This is a genomic window from Agrobacterium tumefaciens (assembly GCA_025559845.1).
Taxonomy (GTDB): Bacteria; Pseudomonadota; Alphaproteobacteria; order Rhizobiales; family Rhizobiaceae; genus Agrobacterium.
Genome location: CP048470.1, coordinates 1543062 through 1561273, shown reverse-complemented (window position 1 = coordinate 1561273; position 18212 = coordinate 1543062). Strand labels below are relative to the sequence as shown.

Sequence of the window (18212 nt, the reverse complement as noted above, 5' to 3'; positions counted from 1 at the left end):
TATGCATCGGAAGATCGTGAGCGGCCGATGAAACAGGAAGCTATCGAACTCGCGGACCGCATCATGTTGCCCCGCCGCCAGCGACAGATCTTTCTGGCTCTGGCTGAAGCGAGGAGCTTTCTTTCAGCCGACCAACTTGCCGATCGCGTCTATAGCGACGATCCGGACGGTGGCCCGCTGGATGCCCGTGGGTGCACCTATGCCTTCCTGAACCGCCTACGCCGATCAGTAGCTCCGCATGGCGTTTCCATCATCACCAGTCGCCACCTTGGTTATCGCCTTGAAATGCCGGCACGTGCGGAGGATCACCATGGCTGACGGGACACATATCGAATGGACCGATGCGACATGGAACCCGATTACCGGCTGCTCTGTCGTGTCGCCGGGATGCACCAACTGCTATGCGATGAAGCTTGCTGGCACCCGCTTGAAACACACTGCCAGCCGCAACGGCTTAACGTCACCGTCGAAGTCCGGACCAGTTTGGAACGGAGCCGTGAAATTCAACGAAGGATGGCTTCGCCAGCCGCTAGAATGGAAGCGGCCACGGATGATCTTCGTCTGCGCACATGGCGATCTTTTTGCCGAAAATGTGCCAGACGAATGGATCGACAGAGTTTTCGCAGTGATGGCGGTAGCTTCTCGTCACACCTTTCAGGTTCTTACGAAGCGGCCTGAGAGGATGCGCGTCTATCTGGGCAATCAACCGCTCGCGCGTCGGCGGTGGGAAAACATCATCCACAAGGAACTCGGTCGGCACACCGTTAGCCCACCGGTCATCTTACCAAATGTCTGGGCAGGAGTATCAGCCGAGGATCAGTCGCGGGCGGACGAACGGATACCTCTTCTTCTTCAAACACCAGCTGCGGTTAGATGGGTAAGCATCGAACCGATGCTTGGTGGGATTGATCTCCTGAAGTCCACTGGTGGAACCTTGTGGATGGGCGGCCAGAGAGGATGCGGCGGAACTCACCGGCACCATGGTCAGCAGGGCGAAGTTATCCACGGTCGGCTCCACGCGACCAATCCGATGTTGCCGCACCATCATCATGATGAGCGCTGCGGGCCGGGCATCGATTGGGTTGTTCTTGGTGGTGAAAGTGGCCCGCAGGCGCGTCCAATGCACCCTGCCTGGGTCAGGTCTGTCCGAGATCAATGCCTCGAAGCAGGCGTACCGTTCTTCTTCAAGCAATGGGGCAATTGGATCAGCGTTCTCGACAGGGACAGGGATGATCCTGATTGGCGGGCTGACTACAGCGGGCGTTTTCATGACCGCCATTCAAACATCAGATGGCTGAACCTCGCAGGAGGTATCGGTTTCCATGGTGAGCAATTTCACGTCATGAAGCGAGCCACCAAACAGGCCTCCGGCCGCATGCTTGACGGCGTGCTCCACGACGCTTTCCCCAAAACCGAAAGGACAATCTAATGGCCGGCTCGGTCAACAAAGTCATTCTCGTCGGACACCTCGGCGCCGACCCGGAAATCCGACATACACAGGCGGGTGCCGGAATTGCCAGCCTTCGCCTCGCCACATCCGAAAGCTGGCGGGACAAGGACAGCGGCGAACGGAAAGAGCGAACCGAATGGCACAGTGTCGTGGTCTTCACCGAAGGCCTCGTGAAGATCTGCGAGCAGTACCTCAAGAAGGGCGCCAAGGTTTACATCGAAGGCAAACTGCAAACCCGCAAATGGCAGCATTCTGACGGTGGCGATCGTTACACAACCGAAGTGGTGTTGAACGGCTTCAATGCGACGCTGACCATGCTTGACAGTCAGGGCAGCGGCAACCGCCCGCCGCCGGCGTCCGATCCTGACCAGTACGGGCGACAATCTAGCCGGCAATCCGGCTCGAGTGGCTCAAACGCGAGCGACCGCCGCGACTTCAGCCACGACATGGATGACGACATTCCGTTCTGAGAAACGGCTCACCTCTCTTTCAACCGGAGTAGACCATGCAGATCATCAGAGATGCGCAATCCCTCCTCGGCATGCTGGAAAGCGGCGATCTGAACGCTGAGCTTTCCATCAAGCTGACGGAAACCCTCGAAAAGCTGCTCGAGCTTTCGAACGACCGGCCGAACGTCACCTACAAGGGCGGCGTTTCGCTCAAGCTCAACCTCGCCGTCAAGAACGGCATGGTCGAGATCAATGCGGAAATTCCGCCCCCGACGCTGCCAAAGCTGCCCCGGAAGGCATCGGTTTACTGGGTGATCGAAGGCGGTCGCCTGTCCACCGAGCATCCGCAGCAGCACGACATGTTCCCCGGCCCGCGCGAAATCGACCGCAGCCGTCCCAACCTCAACCAGTAAGACAGCCAGGAAAGGAAACACCCAGTGGCTACTGATATGCTCAATGCGTCCGCCGTCGCGGCGATTGCAAATCTTGCAAAGGAAAGCGGCCTCGATGTCCGCTTCATTGAGGCGCCGAACGACGCCGTTGGCGTTCCCAAAAAAGTCCCCGTGATCTTCGATCCGAAGGACGGAAGCGTCATCGGCACCAAAAATCTATTCGACGGCTGGCGCACCAGCCCCGAAACGAAGTTAGGGACCGCGCACGTCACAACGCTGTCGAGCTTCATCGAACTGGTTGAGCGTCACAAGACTGAGCACTCTGTCATCTTCGCGAACATGGATTGGCAAAGGCCGTCGCTGACTGCCGTGATCGACTATCACAAGAAAGAAAACGGCGGCGCGGCCGACAACGGTAAACACCGCATCCAGTACGAGTTTCCCCTCTCTGAGGAGTGGAAGGCTTGGACAGCAATGAACGGCAAGGCAATTTCCCAAACCGACTTTGCTGAGTTCATCGAAGATCACATCGCCGATCTCGCCGCTCCCGACGATGCTGAAGAACTCGAATTCCAGAACAAGTTTTCGTTCAAGGTCGCGTTCCCGAACCAGCTTGTTACCCTTTCCCGCGGTCTTCTTGTCACGGCTGAGACACGCGTCAAGAATGTTGTATCGCTGCAGAACGGCGCCGGGCAGATCGTGTTCGAGGAAGACCATCAAACCCACGACAAGGAAGGCAACCGGATCGACGTGCCGGGCATGTTCATTCTCTCGGTTCCGCCTTTCTTCGAAGGGGAAACGGCGCGCATTCCCGTGCGCCTCCGGTACCGCAAGACGCCTTCCGGTCTCGTCTGGTCGTTCCACCTCTACCGCCCCGACCACTACGTCACCAAGCAGGTGCGCGATGACCTGACGCGCGCCGCCGCCGATACCGCTTTGCCAAGCTTCCAGGGCACTCCGGAAATGCAGGCCTGACAGGAGCAGCAGCCATGACTTCAATGAAAACCTGGTACCCGACGTTCATGATCGATGAGGTCTTGCCGGCTGGCAGGCCATCGCCTGAGGCATGGCTGCCATTTCTTACGACCGCGTCAGCAGGTCAAAAGCCGCTCTTCCTTCCAGGGGAAGAGCTCTCTTTCAGATATGTCGAACAGCGAGGCAATATCGAGATCAGCGTCAATCCCGACGGCACCCATGGAAATGCGCCGCGGTGCGCCCATACCATCGAAATGTTCGAAACTTCGCAGCCGCAAGAACATCAGGATCAAAGCTCCGATAAGCACGAGGCGAATTCCTTCTGGGAATATGAGAGCGAGATCTGTGCTGAGACCGTCGATGAATTCGCCCGCATCTATGCCGAGTGCCATCGAGAGGCGGAGCCGCAAAGCGTCGTTATCGACACCTCATACTGGTCGCCCAAATTCCACTACCGGATTTCCGACGACTGCAAATCGCTCATCCAGCAACCAGCAAACGACGCCGAAAGCGCGGAGGAATAAGCATGTTCACAGCCAGCAAATCAGCCCTTGCCGCAGCCCTCGCACTTTCCAGTGATGTCGTCGAGCGACGAAACACAATCCCGATCCTCGCGAACGTCGCGATCGAGCGGACTGACGGAGGCCTGCGGGCTCGGGCGACGGATCTTGATACGGAAGCAATGGTCGAATTTTCGGCTACTGTCGCAGTGGATTTTCAGCCGTTCAGCGTCCAAGCCCACCTGCTTCGCGATATTGTCCGCAAGCTTCCGGACGGAGCGAATATATCGGCCGAGGCGAAAGAGCGGGAAGGCTCTCCCGATTCGGTGACCTTCAAAGCGGGCCGATCACGGTTTTCATTGCAGGCCCTGCCCCCTAGCGATCTATCGTCGATGGATGTCAGCAACCTGCCTCACAAGTTCACGATACCGGCGAAAGCCTTGCAGTCAGCCATTTCAGCGGTAGGCTTTGCTATCTCAACCGAAGAGACTCGATACTATCTCAACGGGATCTACATGCATCCATCGGCGGACGGCATGCTGTTCGTTGCGACCGACGGGCACCGCCTCGCAAAGCGGATCGTTATGATCGACCAGGTTCCGGCGGATGCGCCTGGCGTGATAATTCCGCGCAAGACGGTCGCGACGCTCTCGAAGATCCTGCCTAAAGATGGCGACGTTTTCGTCGAGCTCAGCGATGCAAGGATTTGTTTCACCGTCGGCGGGACACGCCTCGTGTCGAAACTCATTGACGGCACCTTCCCTGACTATGTCCGGGTCATCCCCGCTAATAATGCCACCGACGTGACGGCGGATGCCAAAGCCATCGCCTCCGCCGTCGACCGCGTGTCGTCGGTCTCAACGGAGCGCGGCCGGGCGATGAAGTTCCACTTCTCGGAAGGCACGCTGAAGCTTCTCGTGACCAATCCTGATGCCGGCAGCGCGGAAGACGAAGTCGCCTATGACGGTCAGGCTGAAATGGAAACGGGCTTCAACGCGAAATACGTCCTCGAGGCGCTTGAGCACCTGCCAGAAGGCACCGTTCGTATCGCCCTTGGGGAGAGCACTAGCCCCACGATCTTTCGTGCAGACGGCGACCATAAGGAAAATCTCATCGTTCTCATGCCGATGCGCGTGTGATGCGATGAACATGGATCAAACCACACTACAAGCGACGAACGTCATCCAGCAGATCCTCGAGGGTCTTTCCGTCGAAAATAAACTGGTGGCACTCGGCGCGGTATCAGCGCTCGAGATTGCCAATCATCACATGGGCCGAGACGAGAAGAATGAGCTAAGCCAGCGGTTCGCCGCGAGCTTCCTCTGCACCTTTTCCGATCTCATGGAAGTGAGGGGACGCGCCAATGCTCACGGCTGAAAAACCTATCAATCCAAACCCAGCCCGGGCGCTCTACGAAAACTTCATGACCGGCGAATACGGGAAAAAGTGGGACGATCTCCCGGCAGGCGTTCAGAAGCGGTGGGCTGATGCGCTTGCAGCCGGCGTGATCGCGATGACAAGTGTCCGGATCGAGCCCGTTGAAGATTTTGATACGGGAGCTTTACGCGCGGCCTCTCTTCAGCCAGGCACGATCGCCGTTCTACCCGAGCCGACTGATATCATTTTCAGTGACGGTGAGCCATACGCCGCCATAACCGTGGATTATCTCGGCTGCGAGTATCTGAGCCGCGATGTTGAGAACATCGAAAAAATCGCAGCTGCGGGCAGTAAAGGCCCGACGGAGGTTGTCTATCTTTTCCGCGGAACCAGATCGAAAAGCCCTTCGCCTAAGCCTGTTGAACCCTTGGCATTGCCATACAAAAATTGGCGCGGCGAGATTTCCACGCGCAAAATTCTACCTATCCGCTTGGAATTCAGCGCGACGGAGTGGCATCCAGAACCGCAATGGCTGCTGATTGCCATCGATGTGGAAAAGAACGTCGAGCGCTCGTTTGCGCTGAAGGATTTCAACCCACCGACGCCCGCGTCACCGGTGACATCGAAAGCCGCAGAGATCGTCACGTCGATGATCAAGAAGTCGAAAGACGATCTATTTGAGCGCAGGCAATGGGGCGGCCCAACCATCGGGGCAGATCAGATAGAGCACCGCGTTCGCGCGTATGAAGACGTTATTGCCGTTCTCTCTGCACAGGTGCAGGACGTGGCGGGCTTGGAAAGGTTGCGCGATGTAACCTACGCCGTGCAGCACAATCCAAATTGCCCTGCGAAGTACCTTGTCCGTCTTGTCGGAAAATCCGGGCGCATTGACCTCAAGCCATATGGCAATCACTTCCCGAGCGTGAAGCATGAAACAGGCGATGTTCTCGGGTTCGGCAAAACTCTTGATGAGGCTATCGACAACGCCATTGCCGCCGCAGCACCCGCAAAGCAGGAGGGCGGCGAATGACTGATCGCTTCATCGGTGCGCATACAATTTTTGATGATGCTGGCAAGAGCCGCACTCCTTACATGCGGCGATATTGGATCGGCCGATTGCGCCTTCACATATTCTACCGCGGAGACAACGATCCGGATCATCATGATCACCCATGGGACTTCTGGACGTTTCCGCTAACCAGCTATGTGGAGGAAGTAGCGGAACCGATATGGATGAGTGGTCCGCTTCCGACGCAATACCATCCCCGCCGCCAAGTCGTTCGCGCGTTTCGCCTGCACTACCGGCCCGCAACGCATTGTCATCGCGTCCTTGGTCGATACTCCACGCCAATAGCCCTTTACGGTGGCAAGGAGCGCAACCCGCGCTTCGACCAAGGCCGCATAATCACACTTGTGTGGCGGGGCCGGTCCGGACGCGCGTGGGGCTTCCTGCGAAACCGGGATGGTCAATGGTGCTGGACACCGTGGCGCGACTACGTCTTCGGCGGCGGCAAACATGCGCCATGCGAACAGCATCATGATGATCTCACAAAAGCTAAAAGGTGACCCATGGCAGTATACGTTGATGACGTGCGTCACCGGTTCGGCAACATGGTGATGTGCCATCTTTGGGCGGACACCGACGACGAGCTCTTAGCTATGGTGGACAAGATTGGCGTCCAGCGGAAATGGATACAGGGTCACAAGACCTTGTCATTCGGAAAGCATCGAGATGCCTCCTGGGTCCACTTCGACATCGCGCTTTCAAAAAAAGCGCTCGCGATCGCTGCTGGCGCGATACTCACCGACAAATTCGGACCGGTGGTTCATACCAGCCGTCTAAAGATCGCTTGGGGGAAAATCAACAATCGCCACGACGTTGTTGAGCGCGCTGAAGCGATGATCCAGCAGATCGAAGAGTTGCGCACCGCGCGCGGCATCATGGCCGAAGAAGCAAATTACTCAAAGGAATGACGTAATGAGCAGCCTTTCTCTATCCGCTAGGACAGTCCTTGGTTCGGTGCTCGGGATGTCCAAATCTAAACTGCAATACCGGATGATTGAGAATGTCCCGTCGCCGGAAATGCAATCAGCGCTAGATGAGCTAGTTGCAGCCGGTATAGTGGTCTGCGAAACCGGAAAAGAAGATCAGCCCATTGGGGCCGTCCGCTATTTCGTAAAAGAGGGCTTTGATCTCTCCGAGTTTAAAGCCGAAGCATTCGCGCGCTTGGCGGACGGAACCGCTCCAACAATCCGCGTTTTCGTCAAGAAAGGCGGTGGTATGTGATGTCATTTACTCTCCCCAAACTGGCCTTATCTATCCGTCAGCCGTGGGCATGGGCCGTTATTTACGCTGGCAAGCCCGTCGAAAATCGAAGCTGGAGGAAGAGGAACCCAGGGCTGAAATTTCGTGGCGAATGCTGCGTTCATGCCTCCAAAGGTATGACGCGGGCCGAATATGAGGAAGCCGCGGACTTTATGGCCACGCTCGGTGTTGCCTGCCCCGCCCCTGCAGACCTCCAGCGCGGCGGCATCATCGGCGTTACCACGATCGCCGATATTGTCACCGACCTGGACAGCGATTGGTTTTTTGGCCCGAAGGGGCTGCTGTTGAAGGACACCCGCCCCGTTGACTTCATTCCCGCCGTAGGTTCCCTCGGTTTCTTTGAATGGAAACCGGCCGCCGCAGCGGCGATAGATCCTGAGCCAAAATGGATTAAGCCACAGGAGCCAAAGGCGGCTTCGGTAAACTCAACACAACTTCAGCTTTTCGGATCTCTCGATGACTAAGCCAGAGGACCACAACATTGAGAGGACAAAGCGATGACAACGGCCGATCCGAGGTTACTTGCTTTTGTCCGGGCTTTGGCGAAAGCTGACGCACGCCGCGATCGAGCGCTGGCGGCGGCAAATAGTGAGGAAGCATGCAAGAAAACAGAGCAGCCATTTATGCGAGGTTCTCAACTGATCTGCAAAACGAGCGGTCCGTTGACGATCAAATCGCTGTTTGCCGAGAGTTCGCCGCCCGAAACGGTCTCATCATCGCTGGAGAATACCACGACAAGGCGCGCTCGGGCGCGTCGATCTTCGGACGAGACGGACTACTCGGCCTCATGGAAGATGCCAGATCTGGCAAATTCAAAACCGTCATAGTTGAAGCGCTCGACCGCCTTTCACGCGACCAGGAAGATTTGGCAGGATTGCACAAGCGGCTGGCCTTCGCTGGTGTCGAAATCCTTGCTATCCATGACGGCAAGACCGACGCCATTCAGGTCGGCATCCGAGGCCTCGTGTCGACGTTGTTCCTCGCCGATCTGAAAAACAAGATTCGTCGCGGAATGACGGGCGTAGTGCGGGAGGGCCGGCACGCCGGCGGCAAAGCTTACGGCTATCAGCCAACACCCGGGCAACCTGGTGTCATGCAGATCTTTGAACCCGAGGCTGATGTGGTGCGCCGCATTTATCGGGAGACGATTGAAGGTAAAACCTCCAGGGAAATTGCGGCTGGCTTGAACCGCGACAAAATCTTGCCGCCTCGAGGCGCGCAGTGGAACGCCAGCACGATCAACGGTTCAGCACAGCGCGGCTACGGCATAGTGCGAAATCCACTCTATGCCGGCGAGATCGTATGGAACCGGGTTCATATGGTCAGGGATCCCGAGACAGGCAAACGCATCAGCAGGCCGAACCCCGAGAGTGAATACAAGCGTGCGTCGGCGCCACATCTGGCTATCGTCGACAGGGAAACCTACGACCGAGCGCTTGCCTTGCTGGAAGGTAAGTCACGACGTGGACAAGGCGGCTCAAACACGAGGAGCCCAAAGCGTCTGCTCTCCGGCATCCTTCGTTGCGGCCACTGCGGTGGCGGTATGTCCATCCATGATCACAGTGGCAATTCGGTCCGGATCAGATGCTCGCGCTCTACGCAGAGCGGCGCATGCGCAAATGACAAACGTTATCGCCTCGATAAAATCGAGCGGGCAGTCATCAACGGCCTGAAAGAGCAATTGAGCGCGCCTGAGATACTCGTTGAATACGTAAGGGCATACCGGGAGGAAAGACGGCTCGATGCAGATACAGCCATGCGAGAGCGCGCGTCGATCGAGCGACGCGTAGCAGACATAGGCGGGCAGCTTGATCGGCTGATGCAGGCGATGACAAGAGGCGTCCTGCCTATCGAAGCCGTGGAGGCTCAATACGGCCCGCTGAAAGCTGAGAAAGATGCCTTGGAGAAAAAGCTGGCTACCATCCCGGCCGCTCCGATCGTCGAATTACACCCGGCCACGATCACTCGATACAAAAACTCGATCGACGCTCTGGCAGAGCGCCTGACATCGCTTGATCGCATCACCGATTCGGAAGTTCACATTGCGTTTCGCGATCTCGTGGATCACGTCACGGTTATCGACAGGGAAGACGGGGGAGTTGAAGCCGAGATCGTCGGGCACATTGCCGCTCTCGTTGGGAGCCCGGCAGAAATGTTGGGGGGACGTATGGTAGCGGGAGAGGGACTTGAACCCCCGACACGCGGATTATGATTCCGCTGCTCTAACCACCTGAGCTACCCCGCCACAGAGGGAAATGACTGTCTTGTGACTGCCGTTCCGTCAGGATGAGCGGCTTATAAGGTGCCGCTCCCCAAAGTGTCAAGCGCAAGATGCGCAAAAAGTTCGCTTTCTGCACAGGAGCAAAAAAGCGAACGGTTTCAGGCTGCAACCTGATTTTCGAGGAGCGCCTTAAGAGAAGCCTCCGCATCGGCTGACCGTTCAGAGCGCTCAATGAAACCGCCACCAAAGACGCGTGCGTCCGGTCCTGGCGCAGAATAAAGCACGCAAGCCTGTCCAGGCGCGACACCGGCTTCGCCGGTCATCAGATCGACGTAGACACCCTTCTCATCCGCATGCAGCACGGCTTCTGTCGGAGGCCGTGTCGAGCGGACCTTGGCGAAGCAGGAGAAGCCAGACTGCGCGTCGCTTTCCAGCGCGCCATCACCCAGCCAGTTGACATCACGCAGATAAACCCGGTGCGTTTCCAGCGCCTCACGTGGCCCTACAATCACCCGTCGCCCGCGTGCATCGAGATGAACGACATAGAGCGGCTCACCGGTTGCGACGCCGATACCGCGGCGCTGACCGATCGTATAATGCACGATGCCGTCGTGGCGGCCGAGAACGCGACCGTCGAGATGAACGATATCGCCTACCAGCGCCGCATTCGGTTTCAGCTTGTTGATGATATCAGTATATTTGCCTTGCGGCACAAAACAGATGTCCTGGCTATCGGCCTTCTTGGCGACCACCAGCCCCATATCTTCGGCAAGCTCGCGTGTTTCAGCCTTGGAAAGACCACCGAGCGGGAAGCGCAGATAATCGATCTGCTCCTGCGTGGTCGCAAACAGGAACCAGCTCTGGTCGCGATCGCTATCGATTGGGCGGTAAAGCGCGCGACGATCTGGATGACCCGGAACAGGGTTACGGCGCGAACGGATGTAATGGCCGGTTGCCAGTGCATCGGCGCCAAGCTCCTTGGCGGTGGCCAGCAAATCTGCAAACTTTACAGTCTGATTGCAGGCGACGCAGGGGATCGGCGTTTCGCCCATCGCATAGGCTTCAGCAAAGGGATTGATAACCGTTTCGCGGAAGCGCGCTTCGTAATCCAGCACATAGTGGGGAATGCCCAGCGTTTCGCAAACGCGGCGCGCATCATCGATGTCCTGCCCTGCACAACAGGAGCCAGCACGATGTACGGCTGCACCATGGTCATAGAGCTGAAGCGTGATCCCGAGGACATCATAGCCCTCACGCTTGAGGATACCGGCAACAACGGATGAATCCACGCCGCCAGACATGGCGACGACAATCCGGGTGTCTTCCGGCTTCTTGTCAAAATCGAGCGTGTTCAAGTTTTTTCCAATCGTCAGTCATACCGGGGGTCAAGGCCCCGCCGCCTGTCGTTTCATCCGGTACGATATGGATTTTCGAGGATATCATCCATCCCCATTTCGCCGGATTTTCAGCGCTGCATATAGAAAGAATTGCTTTCACACGCAAGTACAGGGCGGCAAAGCCGCCCTGCGCTAAAGGAAGATCACGATAAAGGGCTATCAGGCACCAGCAGTCTTCTGACCGTCACCGATCCACTTGTCACGCTCGCGCCAGAGCGCAGGCACCGCCAGAAGCGCAATACCCGTAAGGGCGATCATCGTCTTTTCGATCTGACCCAGTTCTGCTGTACGGCCATCGACATAATAGATCCCGTAGACGATGGCGACATGCCAGACATAGACCTGAAGCGAATGACGGCCGAGAAGCTGCAGGAACTTGAGCGACAGCACCCAGATGACGCCATTGGCAATCGACCGCACCAGCGGACGGTGATGATGCGGGCCGGCAATAATCAACCATGTCAGGCCAACGCCGACAGCAAGGAAGTTGATGAGATAGACCGGGCCGAAGTCCGCACGGATTTCCATGGAGGAGAATTTTCCGAGCATGAATTCCGGCATCAGATTCCACGCCGTTGCGATACGAAGCGGCATGAAGAACAGGCAGATCACCAGAGCCGCCTTCGGAATCCAGGAGTTCTCGGGCGAGAAGATCTTCTTCCACTGGATGCGGCCCTGTGCAGTCATCGCACCAAGCACCAGCGCCGAATAGAACACAAGCTGCCAGCCCAGCATATTGAAGCTGACGCGAATGCCCTGCTCATCCGCACCCTTCACAAGCTCGTTGAGCGGAGCGGTAACGATCTGCTGCAGGCCAAGCTGTCCTGCCATCCAGACCAGCAACGAACCGGCAATAACGTAGGCCCACTTGCCATCCAGGCAAAGCTTCACAAGGACAGGCGCAAAAATCATATAGACGATATATTGCGGCAGAATGTCCATGAATGTCGGCTGGAACAGGAAGCTCGCAATCGCAGCAAGACGCAGCGGATCGTCGAACGAGGTCATGCCAAGCCAGTTGTACCAGATGTAAGGTGCGTGCGGGATAACCATTCGAAAGAACAGAACGGCGATCACGAGACCCATCGCGTAGCGATAGAGTTCCATCGCCCGGTTCCAGATCGCCTGCTTTCCGGCGTCATAACCGTACTTCATCATCTTTCTGGCGTATACCATACCGATCAGCAGGCCAGAGAGGAAAACGAAGCCCTGAGCGTCCTCGACAAACGCAAACTGTCTGTGATTGATTTCAACAAGCCAAAAGCCACCCGCAAAGACAAGGTGGTTTATCAGCATGAAGACGAGAAAATAACCGCGCATCCCGTCGATCAGGTCAAAGCGTTTCATGTCGATAGCTCTCCATACTCGCGGGCCGTGCAGCGCCCGGCCACTCCTTCTCCCCGAGAACCGGGGCTGGATCGTCAACGCTGATTTCAGGCTGTGGTTCCCTCTTGAAAGCGGTTTAAAGCGGGAAGCAGCTCACGTTGGCGTGTGCACCCTCTGGTTATGACCCCGGGACTGAATGCTGGATGAATGAAAGATGGCATTTCCGTGAGAAGGAGGAAGGCCTCCGCGCCATCTGCCCAGGCGCATATCGGCGCAATCCCCTGCATAGCAGGCGAAAGGGTCGCGCCAGTCCATCGCCTCCAACACAGATCGGAGCCATGACATTTTTCTGCACAATTTTGTGAACAGAGATTGCAGAAAGAAAAAAGCCCGGACACCTTTCGGCGTCCGGGCTTTTTCAACTTCACTGGTCGGCGACGGTCGGCGTCAATTCCAAACGCTGCCATTTCCTCAGGCGGCAGCCTGGATAGCGGCAACCTGCCAGTTATCATTGCCGGCGCGGCGAACGAAGGTCCACATCTCCACCGATTCGGAAGGGTTCTGTTCATCGCCCTCGATGACCTGACCCGTAGAGCGGTCACGCATCACGTCGATTGCGGAATAGCGCATGGCAACGGTGGCGAAATCCTGCCCTTCTTCATGCCAGGCCTCGGCAACATCGCCCTGTAGCAACGTGATGTCTCTCACATCATTCTTGACGCCGCTGGTGGCGTTGTCGCTCAGTTCCTCGGCAAGATAAGACATGGCTTCAGGCGTCGTCAGCTTGCGCAGCGTGCCGTAATCCTCAGCAGCGTAGGCTGCCTGAACGTCTTCCAGCATTTTCTGGAAGGTTTCGAGGTCGCCCTGCGTAACGCCAATTTCATCACCTTCCGACATGGCATTTTCGTGCGGGACAGGCTTGGCGGCCGCCGGAGCGGCAGCCGCAGCGGCGCCACCGAAAGAGCCTGTCTTGGAGCCGATCTGCGGAATCTTGAACGAAGAGCCGCCCTGCGGAGCATGATTATTGGCAGAATAGTCAGTACGTGCCGAGTTATTGCCTGCACCACCAAAGGCTGGCTGACCCTGACGGCGCGATGCGAAGAAACGCATGGCCAGCATGACCAGTCCACCAATCAGCAGCACCTGCAACAGCATACCGAAGAAACCGGCCATACCACCGAAGCCACCGCCCATCAGCATACCGAACAGGCCACCCATCAACAGACCGCCCATGAGGCCACCCATCATGCCGCCGAACATACCGCGGCTCTGCTGCGGCGCCTGTGCCGTCGCATTGCGGTTAGGCGCCGTCGCACCCGGCTGACCGGACTGCGTGTTTGGCGTCATGCTGCGGTTGATCGGCGCTGCCTGTCCCGGAGCCGTGCTTGTGGATGGCGGCGCGGAATAAGTGCGTGTTCCACGGCTGCCGAGACCACCGCTGGCGCGCCGCGCCTCGGCCATATCGACCGCTACGAAAGAAACCGCAATCCCCAACGCGGCGACCGCAAACAAACCCTTAAAGCGCCGAAAGGCAGCAAACATCGTCTTCTCCTGTTGGCCGCCCTCCCATGAGCGGCATGTCATGAAAAGCGATATAGCAACTCAGGATCATCATTTTTAGTCGGAGCCGATAAAATTTTTCGTGATATGCAACCATAGGGATAATCAGCCAGTCAGACGCACCGTCAAAACGGAAAAACCCGGCACAGGGTTTCCCCTGCACCGGGCCTTATTGTCCCCTTGGGAGGAACGATAACGGGATCAGTCGACGTTGAAGCTCAGCGGCTTTGCCTGACGAATGGCCGGGTTGGCACGCAGCTTGTCGAGGACCTCTTCAGAGACCAGACCATCTACGTAGAGCAAGGCGATCGCGTCACCGGCTTCCTTCTCGCGACCGAGCTGGAAGTTGGCGATGTTGACACCGGCCTCACCAAGCGTCGTACCGATGAAGCCGATCATGCCGGGAACGTCAGTGTTGGTGATGTAGATCATGTGCGATCCAACATCGGCATCCATGTTGATGTTCTTGATCTGGATGAAACGCGGCTTGCCGTCCGAGAAGACCGTGCCGGCAACAGAGCGGACCTGGTTTTCGGTCTTGACCGTCAGCTTGATGTAGCCGTCGTAAACGCCGGTCTTGTCGCGCTTGACTTCGGAAAGGATGATGCCCTTTTCCTTGATCATGATCGGCGCGGAAACCATGTTCACGTCGGAAACCTGGCTACGGATGAGGCCCGCCAGAAGCGCGCTCGTCAAAGCCTTGGTGTTCATGTTGGCGGTTGCACCATCATAAACGATTTCGATTTCCTTGGTCGCGCTTTCCTGCACCTGACCAACGAAAGAGCCGAGAACATCAGCCAGCCGGATGAACGGCTTCAGACGAGGTGCTTCTTCAGCCGTGATGGACGGCATGTTGATGGCGTTGGAAACGGCACCCTTGACGAGGTAGTCCGACATCTGTTCAGCAACCTGAAGGGCAACATTTTCCTGTGCTTCTGTCGTCGAAGCGCCAAGGTGCGGGGTGCAGACCACGTTCGGCAAACCGAAGAGAGGGCTTTCCGTTGCAGGCTCAACTTCGAAGACGTCGAAGCCAGCACCAGCAACCTGCCCAGACTTGATGGCGTCGGCCAGAGCTGCTTCATCAACCAGACCACCGCGTGCGCAGTTGATGATACGAACGCCCTTCTTGGTCTTTGCAAGGTTTTCGGCGCCGAGAATGCCGCGCGTCTTGTCCGTCATCGGCACGTGCAGCGTAATGAAATCAGCCTGCGCCAGAAGTTCGTCCAGCTCAACCTTGGTAACGCCCATTTCCTGCGCGCGCTCCGGCGAGAGGAAGGGATCATAGGCGAGAACATGCATCTTCAGACCAAGTGCACGCGAGCAAACAATGGAGCCGATGTTGCCGGCACCGATGACGCCGAGCGTCTTGCCGGTGATTTCGACACCCATGAACTTCGACTTTTCCCACTTGCCACCCTGCGTGGAGGCATCCGCGGCCGGAAGCTGGCGGGCAACAGCAAACATCAACGCAATGGCGTGTTCAGCCGTGGTGATGGAGTTGCCGAAAGGGGTGTTCATGACGATGATACCGCGCCGCGAAGCCGCCGGAATGTCAACATTGTCGACGCCGATACCAGCGCGGCCGATAACCTTGAGGTTGGTCGCAGCTTCGATCAGCTTTTCGGTTGCCTTTGTGGCAGAACGGATGGCCAGGCCATCGTAGTTACCGATGATTTCGGCAAGCTTGTCCTTGTCCTTGCCGAGCTTCGGCTGGAAATCGACTTCGACGCCGCGATCACGGAAAATCTGGACGGCGGTTTCCGACAGTTCATCGGATACGAGTACGCGAGGTGCCATGGCATGGGCTCCTTGGATGAAACGATTGAGATGTGCGAATGGGAAATGCGCGGCCCTGCATCAGCAGGGCCGGTATCAAATCAGGCAGCAGCCTTGGAAAGCATTGCCTTCTGCGTTGCAAACGCCCATGCCAGCCAAGGCATGACAGCTTCCATATCGGCGGTTTCGATCGTGGCACCAGCCCAGATACGAAGACCGGACGGCGCATCACGGTAAGCGCCGATATCCAGCGCTACATTTTCTTTTTCGAGAAGGGCAACAACACCCTTGGCAAAAGCAGCCTGCGCATCAGCATCAAGAGCAACGACATCCTTGTCGACGATCTTCAGGCATACCGACGTGTTGGAACGGGTTTCGTCGACAACAGCCAGATTTGCAATCCAGTCGTTTGCAGCAACGAAGTCGTAGATAACCTTGGCATTGGCATCAGCACGCCCAACGAGCGCCTTGAGACCACCGAGGTTCTTCGCCCACAACAAGGCATCGATATAATCTTCAACGCAGAGCATCGAAGGGGTATTGATGGTTTCGCCGGTGAAGATGCCTTCGATCAGCTTGCCGCCGGAGACCATGCGGAAAATCTTCGGAAGCGGCCATGCAGGTGCATAGCTCAGAAGACGCTCAACAGCGCGTGGCGACAGAATGATGACGCCATGACCGCCCTCACCGCCCAGAACTTTCTGCCAGGAGAAGGTGACAACGTCGAGTTTGGAGAAATCCATCTCCTGTGCGAATGCGGCAGACGTCGCATCGCAAATCGTCAGACCCTTACGGTCAGCCGGAATGAAATCAGCGTTAGGAACGCGAACGCCAGACGTCGTACCATTCCAGGTGAAGACGACATCGCGATCGAAATCAACTTCGCCGAGGTTCGGCAGCAGACCGTAATCAGCCTCGAACTTGCGGACGTCTTTGAGCTTGAGTTGCTTGACGACATCGGTAACCCAGCCAGCACCGAAGCTTTCCCATGCAAGCATGTCAACGCCGCGTTCGCCAAGCAGAGACCACAGAGCCATTTCAACGGCGCCGGTGTCAGATGCGGGAACGATACCGATGCGGTAATCAGCGGGAACGTTCAGAACTTCGCGGGTGAGATCGATGGCCTGCTTCAGCTTGGCTTTGCCAACTTTGGCGCGATGCGAGCGACCGAGCGGCGCATCAGCGAGAGCTTCAAGCGACCAACCGGGGCGCTTCGAGCAGGGACCAGAGGAAAAATGCGTATTGCCCGGACGGAGGTCCGGCTTCACGATATCTGTCATTTGACTATCCTTCCAGATAGGCGCTCTACGTTAGGGTAGAGTGTCCTGACGCTGTTGCTATGCTTCTCACCTGTTCCAGTCAAGCGGAATATGTCGCTGCACAGAAGAATCTTGGCCCATATGCGCCACATGACACGCAGCATACGACCAAAGAAAAACCGCCCGCATCCTGAGGGATGTGGACGGTTTCGATCTTTAACAGTCAAGCGTGACGATTACTTGTATACGGCCGGCTGCAAGGGAATATCGGCCGGCGGAATGTACTGAGCCGTATCGCAGCCATTGAAGACATAACGACCGCCGACCCGAACTTCGTGTGAATACAAGCCCTTGTCGCGACCTGGGCCGCCATTGTTCTCATAAGCGAACATGTCGCCCTTGTTGATGTGGCGGAACCGGTAGCCCACATCGGCCTTGAGATTGCAGGTGATATCGATGGAAGCACCCGCCATCAGAGCGTAAGCAAAACGCCACTTGCCGCGACCACCATGTTCGGTCGTTTCGTCGCAATACCCCGAGCCGTCAGTTGCGCAAGAAGTGTTGCGCAGCTTGTCCCACTTGACATACGAGGCGCCGACACCGCCGCCCACATACGGCGTAACACGACCGTAGGTGCCGAGATCAACATAGGCGTTCGCCATCAGAGTATAGGCCTTAAGCGAGCTGAGGTCGGCGGAAACACAGGGCGCGCCGTTTCCACAAAATCCACGAGTCGAGCCGCGGAAATCAGACTTGCCCATGTAATCGAACGTCAGATCGCTACGGAAATAGTTGTTGAACTGGTAACCCACACCGGCACCAATGACGTAGCTGTCATCGATCTTCGCCGTCTCGAAATCCTGGAGGTAGCCACCCGGTCCACCCTGATAGTAATGCGCACCACGGAGCTTGTTGAAAGAATAGCCAACATCGCCGCGCAGATACCAGCCGCTCGCCTGCGACACCTGCACTTCCGGAGCCTCGATGTAAGCCGGGGCTGGCTCCGCTTGATAAAGATCGGCAGCGATGGCGCTCGTGCCGGTCATCAGGACGGCCAGAAATCCAGCCAGGGCGTTTTTCATGACTTCCACTCCAGAAACGGCATTTGCGCATGGGCAGCAGATGCCAGTGAACTTTTCAGTCATGAACAGTGACGCAAATTGGTTAAGTCACGATTAACCACGATCATTCACCATGTTTATTA

General features: G+C 57.0%; 18 protein-coding genes, 1 tRNA gene and 2 pseudogenes. 14 read left to right on the top strand and 7 right to left on the bottom strand.

What is annotated here, in order from left to right:
- Nucleotides 1–27 precede the first annotated feature (27 nt).
- The 14 genes and pseudogenes from FY156_23535 to FY156_23470 all read left to right on the top strand — a co-directional run bounded on the left by FY156_23535 (nucleotide 28) and on the right by FY156_23470 (nucleotide 9681).
- On the top strand, nucleotides 28–318 hold the full coding sequence (locus tag FY156_23535) for a helix-turn-helix domain-containing protein (protein UXS04441.1): 291 nt from the start codon (nucleotides 28–30) through the stop codon (nucleotides 316–318).
- On the top strand, nucleotides 311–1429 hold the full coding sequence (locus FY156_23530; protein UXS04440.1) for a phage Gp37/Gp68 family protein: 1119 nt from the start codon (nucleotides 311–313) through the stop codon (nucleotides 1427–1429). Before FY156_23535 ends, FY156_23530 begins: the two co-directional genes overlap by 8 nt.
- Nucleotides 1429–1920: a single-stranded DNA-binding protein gene (gene ssb / locus FY156_23525; GenBank protein UXS04439.1), complete on the top strand. Its 492-nt coding sequence runs from the start codon at nucleotides 1429–1431 to the stop codon at nucleotides 1918–1920. Before FY156_23530 ends, ssb begins: the two co-directional genes overlap by 1 nt.
- 35 nt (nucleotides 1921–1955) lie before the next feature.
- Nucleotides 1956–2312 (top strand): hypothetical protein, encoded by a 357-nt coding sequence (locus FY156_23520; GenBank protein ID UXS04438.1) that lies wholly within the window; start codon nucleotides 1956–1958, stop codon nucleotides 2310–2312.
- Nucleotides 2313–2348: 36 nt separating this feature from the next.
- Nucleotides 2349–3266: a DUF2303 family protein gene (locus tag FY156_23515; protein ID UXS05224.1), complete on the top strand. Its 918-nt coding sequence runs from the start codon at nucleotides 2349–2351 to the stop codon at nucleotides 3264–3266.
- A 14-nt stretch (nucleotides 3267–3280) separates the two neighbouring features.
- Nucleotides 3281–3790, top strand: a complete 510-nt coding sequence (locus tag FY156_23510) for a hypothetical protein (protein UXS04437.1) — start codon at nucleotides 3281–3283, stop codon at nucleotides 3788–3790.
- Nucleotides 3791–3792: 2 nt separating this feature from the next.
- On the top strand, nucleotides 3793–4905 hold the full coding sequence (dnaN, locus tag FY156_23505; protein UXS04436.1) for a DNA polymerase III subunit beta: 1113 nt from the start codon (nucleotides 3793–3795) through the stop codon (nucleotides 4903–4905).
- 10 nt (nucleotides 4906–4915) lie between these two features.
- Nucleotides 4916–5143, top strand: a complete 228-nt coding sequence (locus FY156_23500; protein ID UXS04435.1) for a hypothetical protein — start codon at nucleotides 4916–4918, stop codon at nucleotides 5141–5143.
- Between the two features lie 427 nt (nucleotides 5144–5570).
- Nucleotides 5571–5732: pseudogene (locus FY156_23495) on the top strand (WYL domain-containing protein).
- Between the two features lie 437 nt (nucleotides 5733–6169).
- Nucleotides 6170–6709, top strand: a complete 540-nt coding sequence (locus tag FY156_23490) for a hypothetical protein (GenBank protein ID UXS04434.1) — start codon at nucleotides 6170–6172, stop codon at nucleotides 6707–6709.
- 3 nt (nucleotides 6710–6712) lie between these two features.
- Nucleotides 6713–7117, top strand: a complete 405-nt coding sequence (locus FY156_23485) for a DUF4031 domain-containing protein (GenBank protein ID UXS04433.1) — start codon at nucleotides 6713–6715, stop codon at nucleotides 7115–7117.
- A gap of 4 nt (nucleotides 7118–7121) precedes the next feature.
- A complete protein-coding gene (locus FY156_23480) occupies nucleotides 7122–7430 on the top strand; it encodes a hypothetical protein (protein ID UXS04432.1) in 309 nt (102 codons plus the stop codon).
- A pseudogene (locus tag FY156_23475) lies at nucleotides 7430–7819 on the top strand (hypothetical protein). The gene FY156_23480 and the pseudogene FY156_23475 overlap by 1 nt, the downstream one beginning before the upstream one ends.
- A gap of 248 nt (nucleotides 7820–8067) precedes the next feature.
- Nucleotides 8068–9681, top strand: coding sequence for a recombinase family protein (locus tag FY156_23470; GenBank protein UXS05223.1), 1614 nt, complete (start codon nucleotides 8068–8070; stop codon nucleotides 9679–9681).
- On the opposite strand, the gene FY156_23465 is transcribed toward FY156_23470, so the two are convergent.
- From FY156_23465 to FY156_23435, 7 genes are all read right to left on the bottom strand, one after another.
- Nucleotides 9638–9714: transfer RNA gene (locus tag FY156_23465), tRNA-Met, on the bottom strand. The two genes, FY156_23470 and FY156_23465, sit on opposite strands and share 44 nt — an antisense overlap.
- Nucleotides 9715–9848: 134 nt before the next feature.
- Nucleotides 9849–11045: a tRNA 2-thiouridine(34) synthase MnmA gene (mnmA, locus tag FY156_23460; GenBank protein UXS04431.1), complete on the bottom strand. Its 1197-nt coding sequence runs from the start codon at nucleotides 11043–11045 to the stop codon at nucleotides 9849–9851.
- 201 nt (nucleotides 11046–11246) lie between these two features.
- Nucleotides 11247–12434, bottom strand: a complete 1188-nt coding sequence (gene OpgC / locus FY156_23455; GenBank protein UXS04430.1) for a succinyl transferase OpgC — start codon at nucleotides 12432–12434, stop codon at nucleotides 11247–11249.
- Between the two features lie 450 nt (nucleotides 12435–12884).
- Entirely contained in the window at nucleotides 12885–13955 is a 1071-nt protein-coding gene (locus tag FY156_23450; GenBank protein ID UXS04429.1) for a Tim44 domain-containing protein, read from the bottom strand.
- Nucleotides 13956–14174: 219 nt separating this feature from the next.
- Complete coding sequence (locus FY156_23445; protein ID UXS04428.1) at nucleotides 14175–15770, bottom strand: phosphoglycerate dehydrogenase; 1596 nt, start codon at nucleotides 15768–15770, stop codon at nucleotides 14175–14177.
- An 80-nt stretch (nucleotides 15771–15850) separates the two neighbouring features.
- Complete coding sequence (locus FY156_23440) at nucleotides 15851–17029, bottom strand: phosphoserine transaminase (protein UXS04427.1); 1179 nt, start codon at nucleotides 17027–17029, stop codon at nucleotides 15851–15853.
- 215 nt (nucleotides 17030–17244) lie between these two features.
- On the bottom strand, nucleotides 17245–18090 hold the full coding sequence (locus FY156_23435) for a porin family protein (protein UXS04426.1): 846 nt from the start codon (nucleotides 18088–18090) through the stop codon (nucleotides 17245–17247).
- Between the last annotated feature and the right edge of the window lie 122 nt (nucleotides 18091–18212).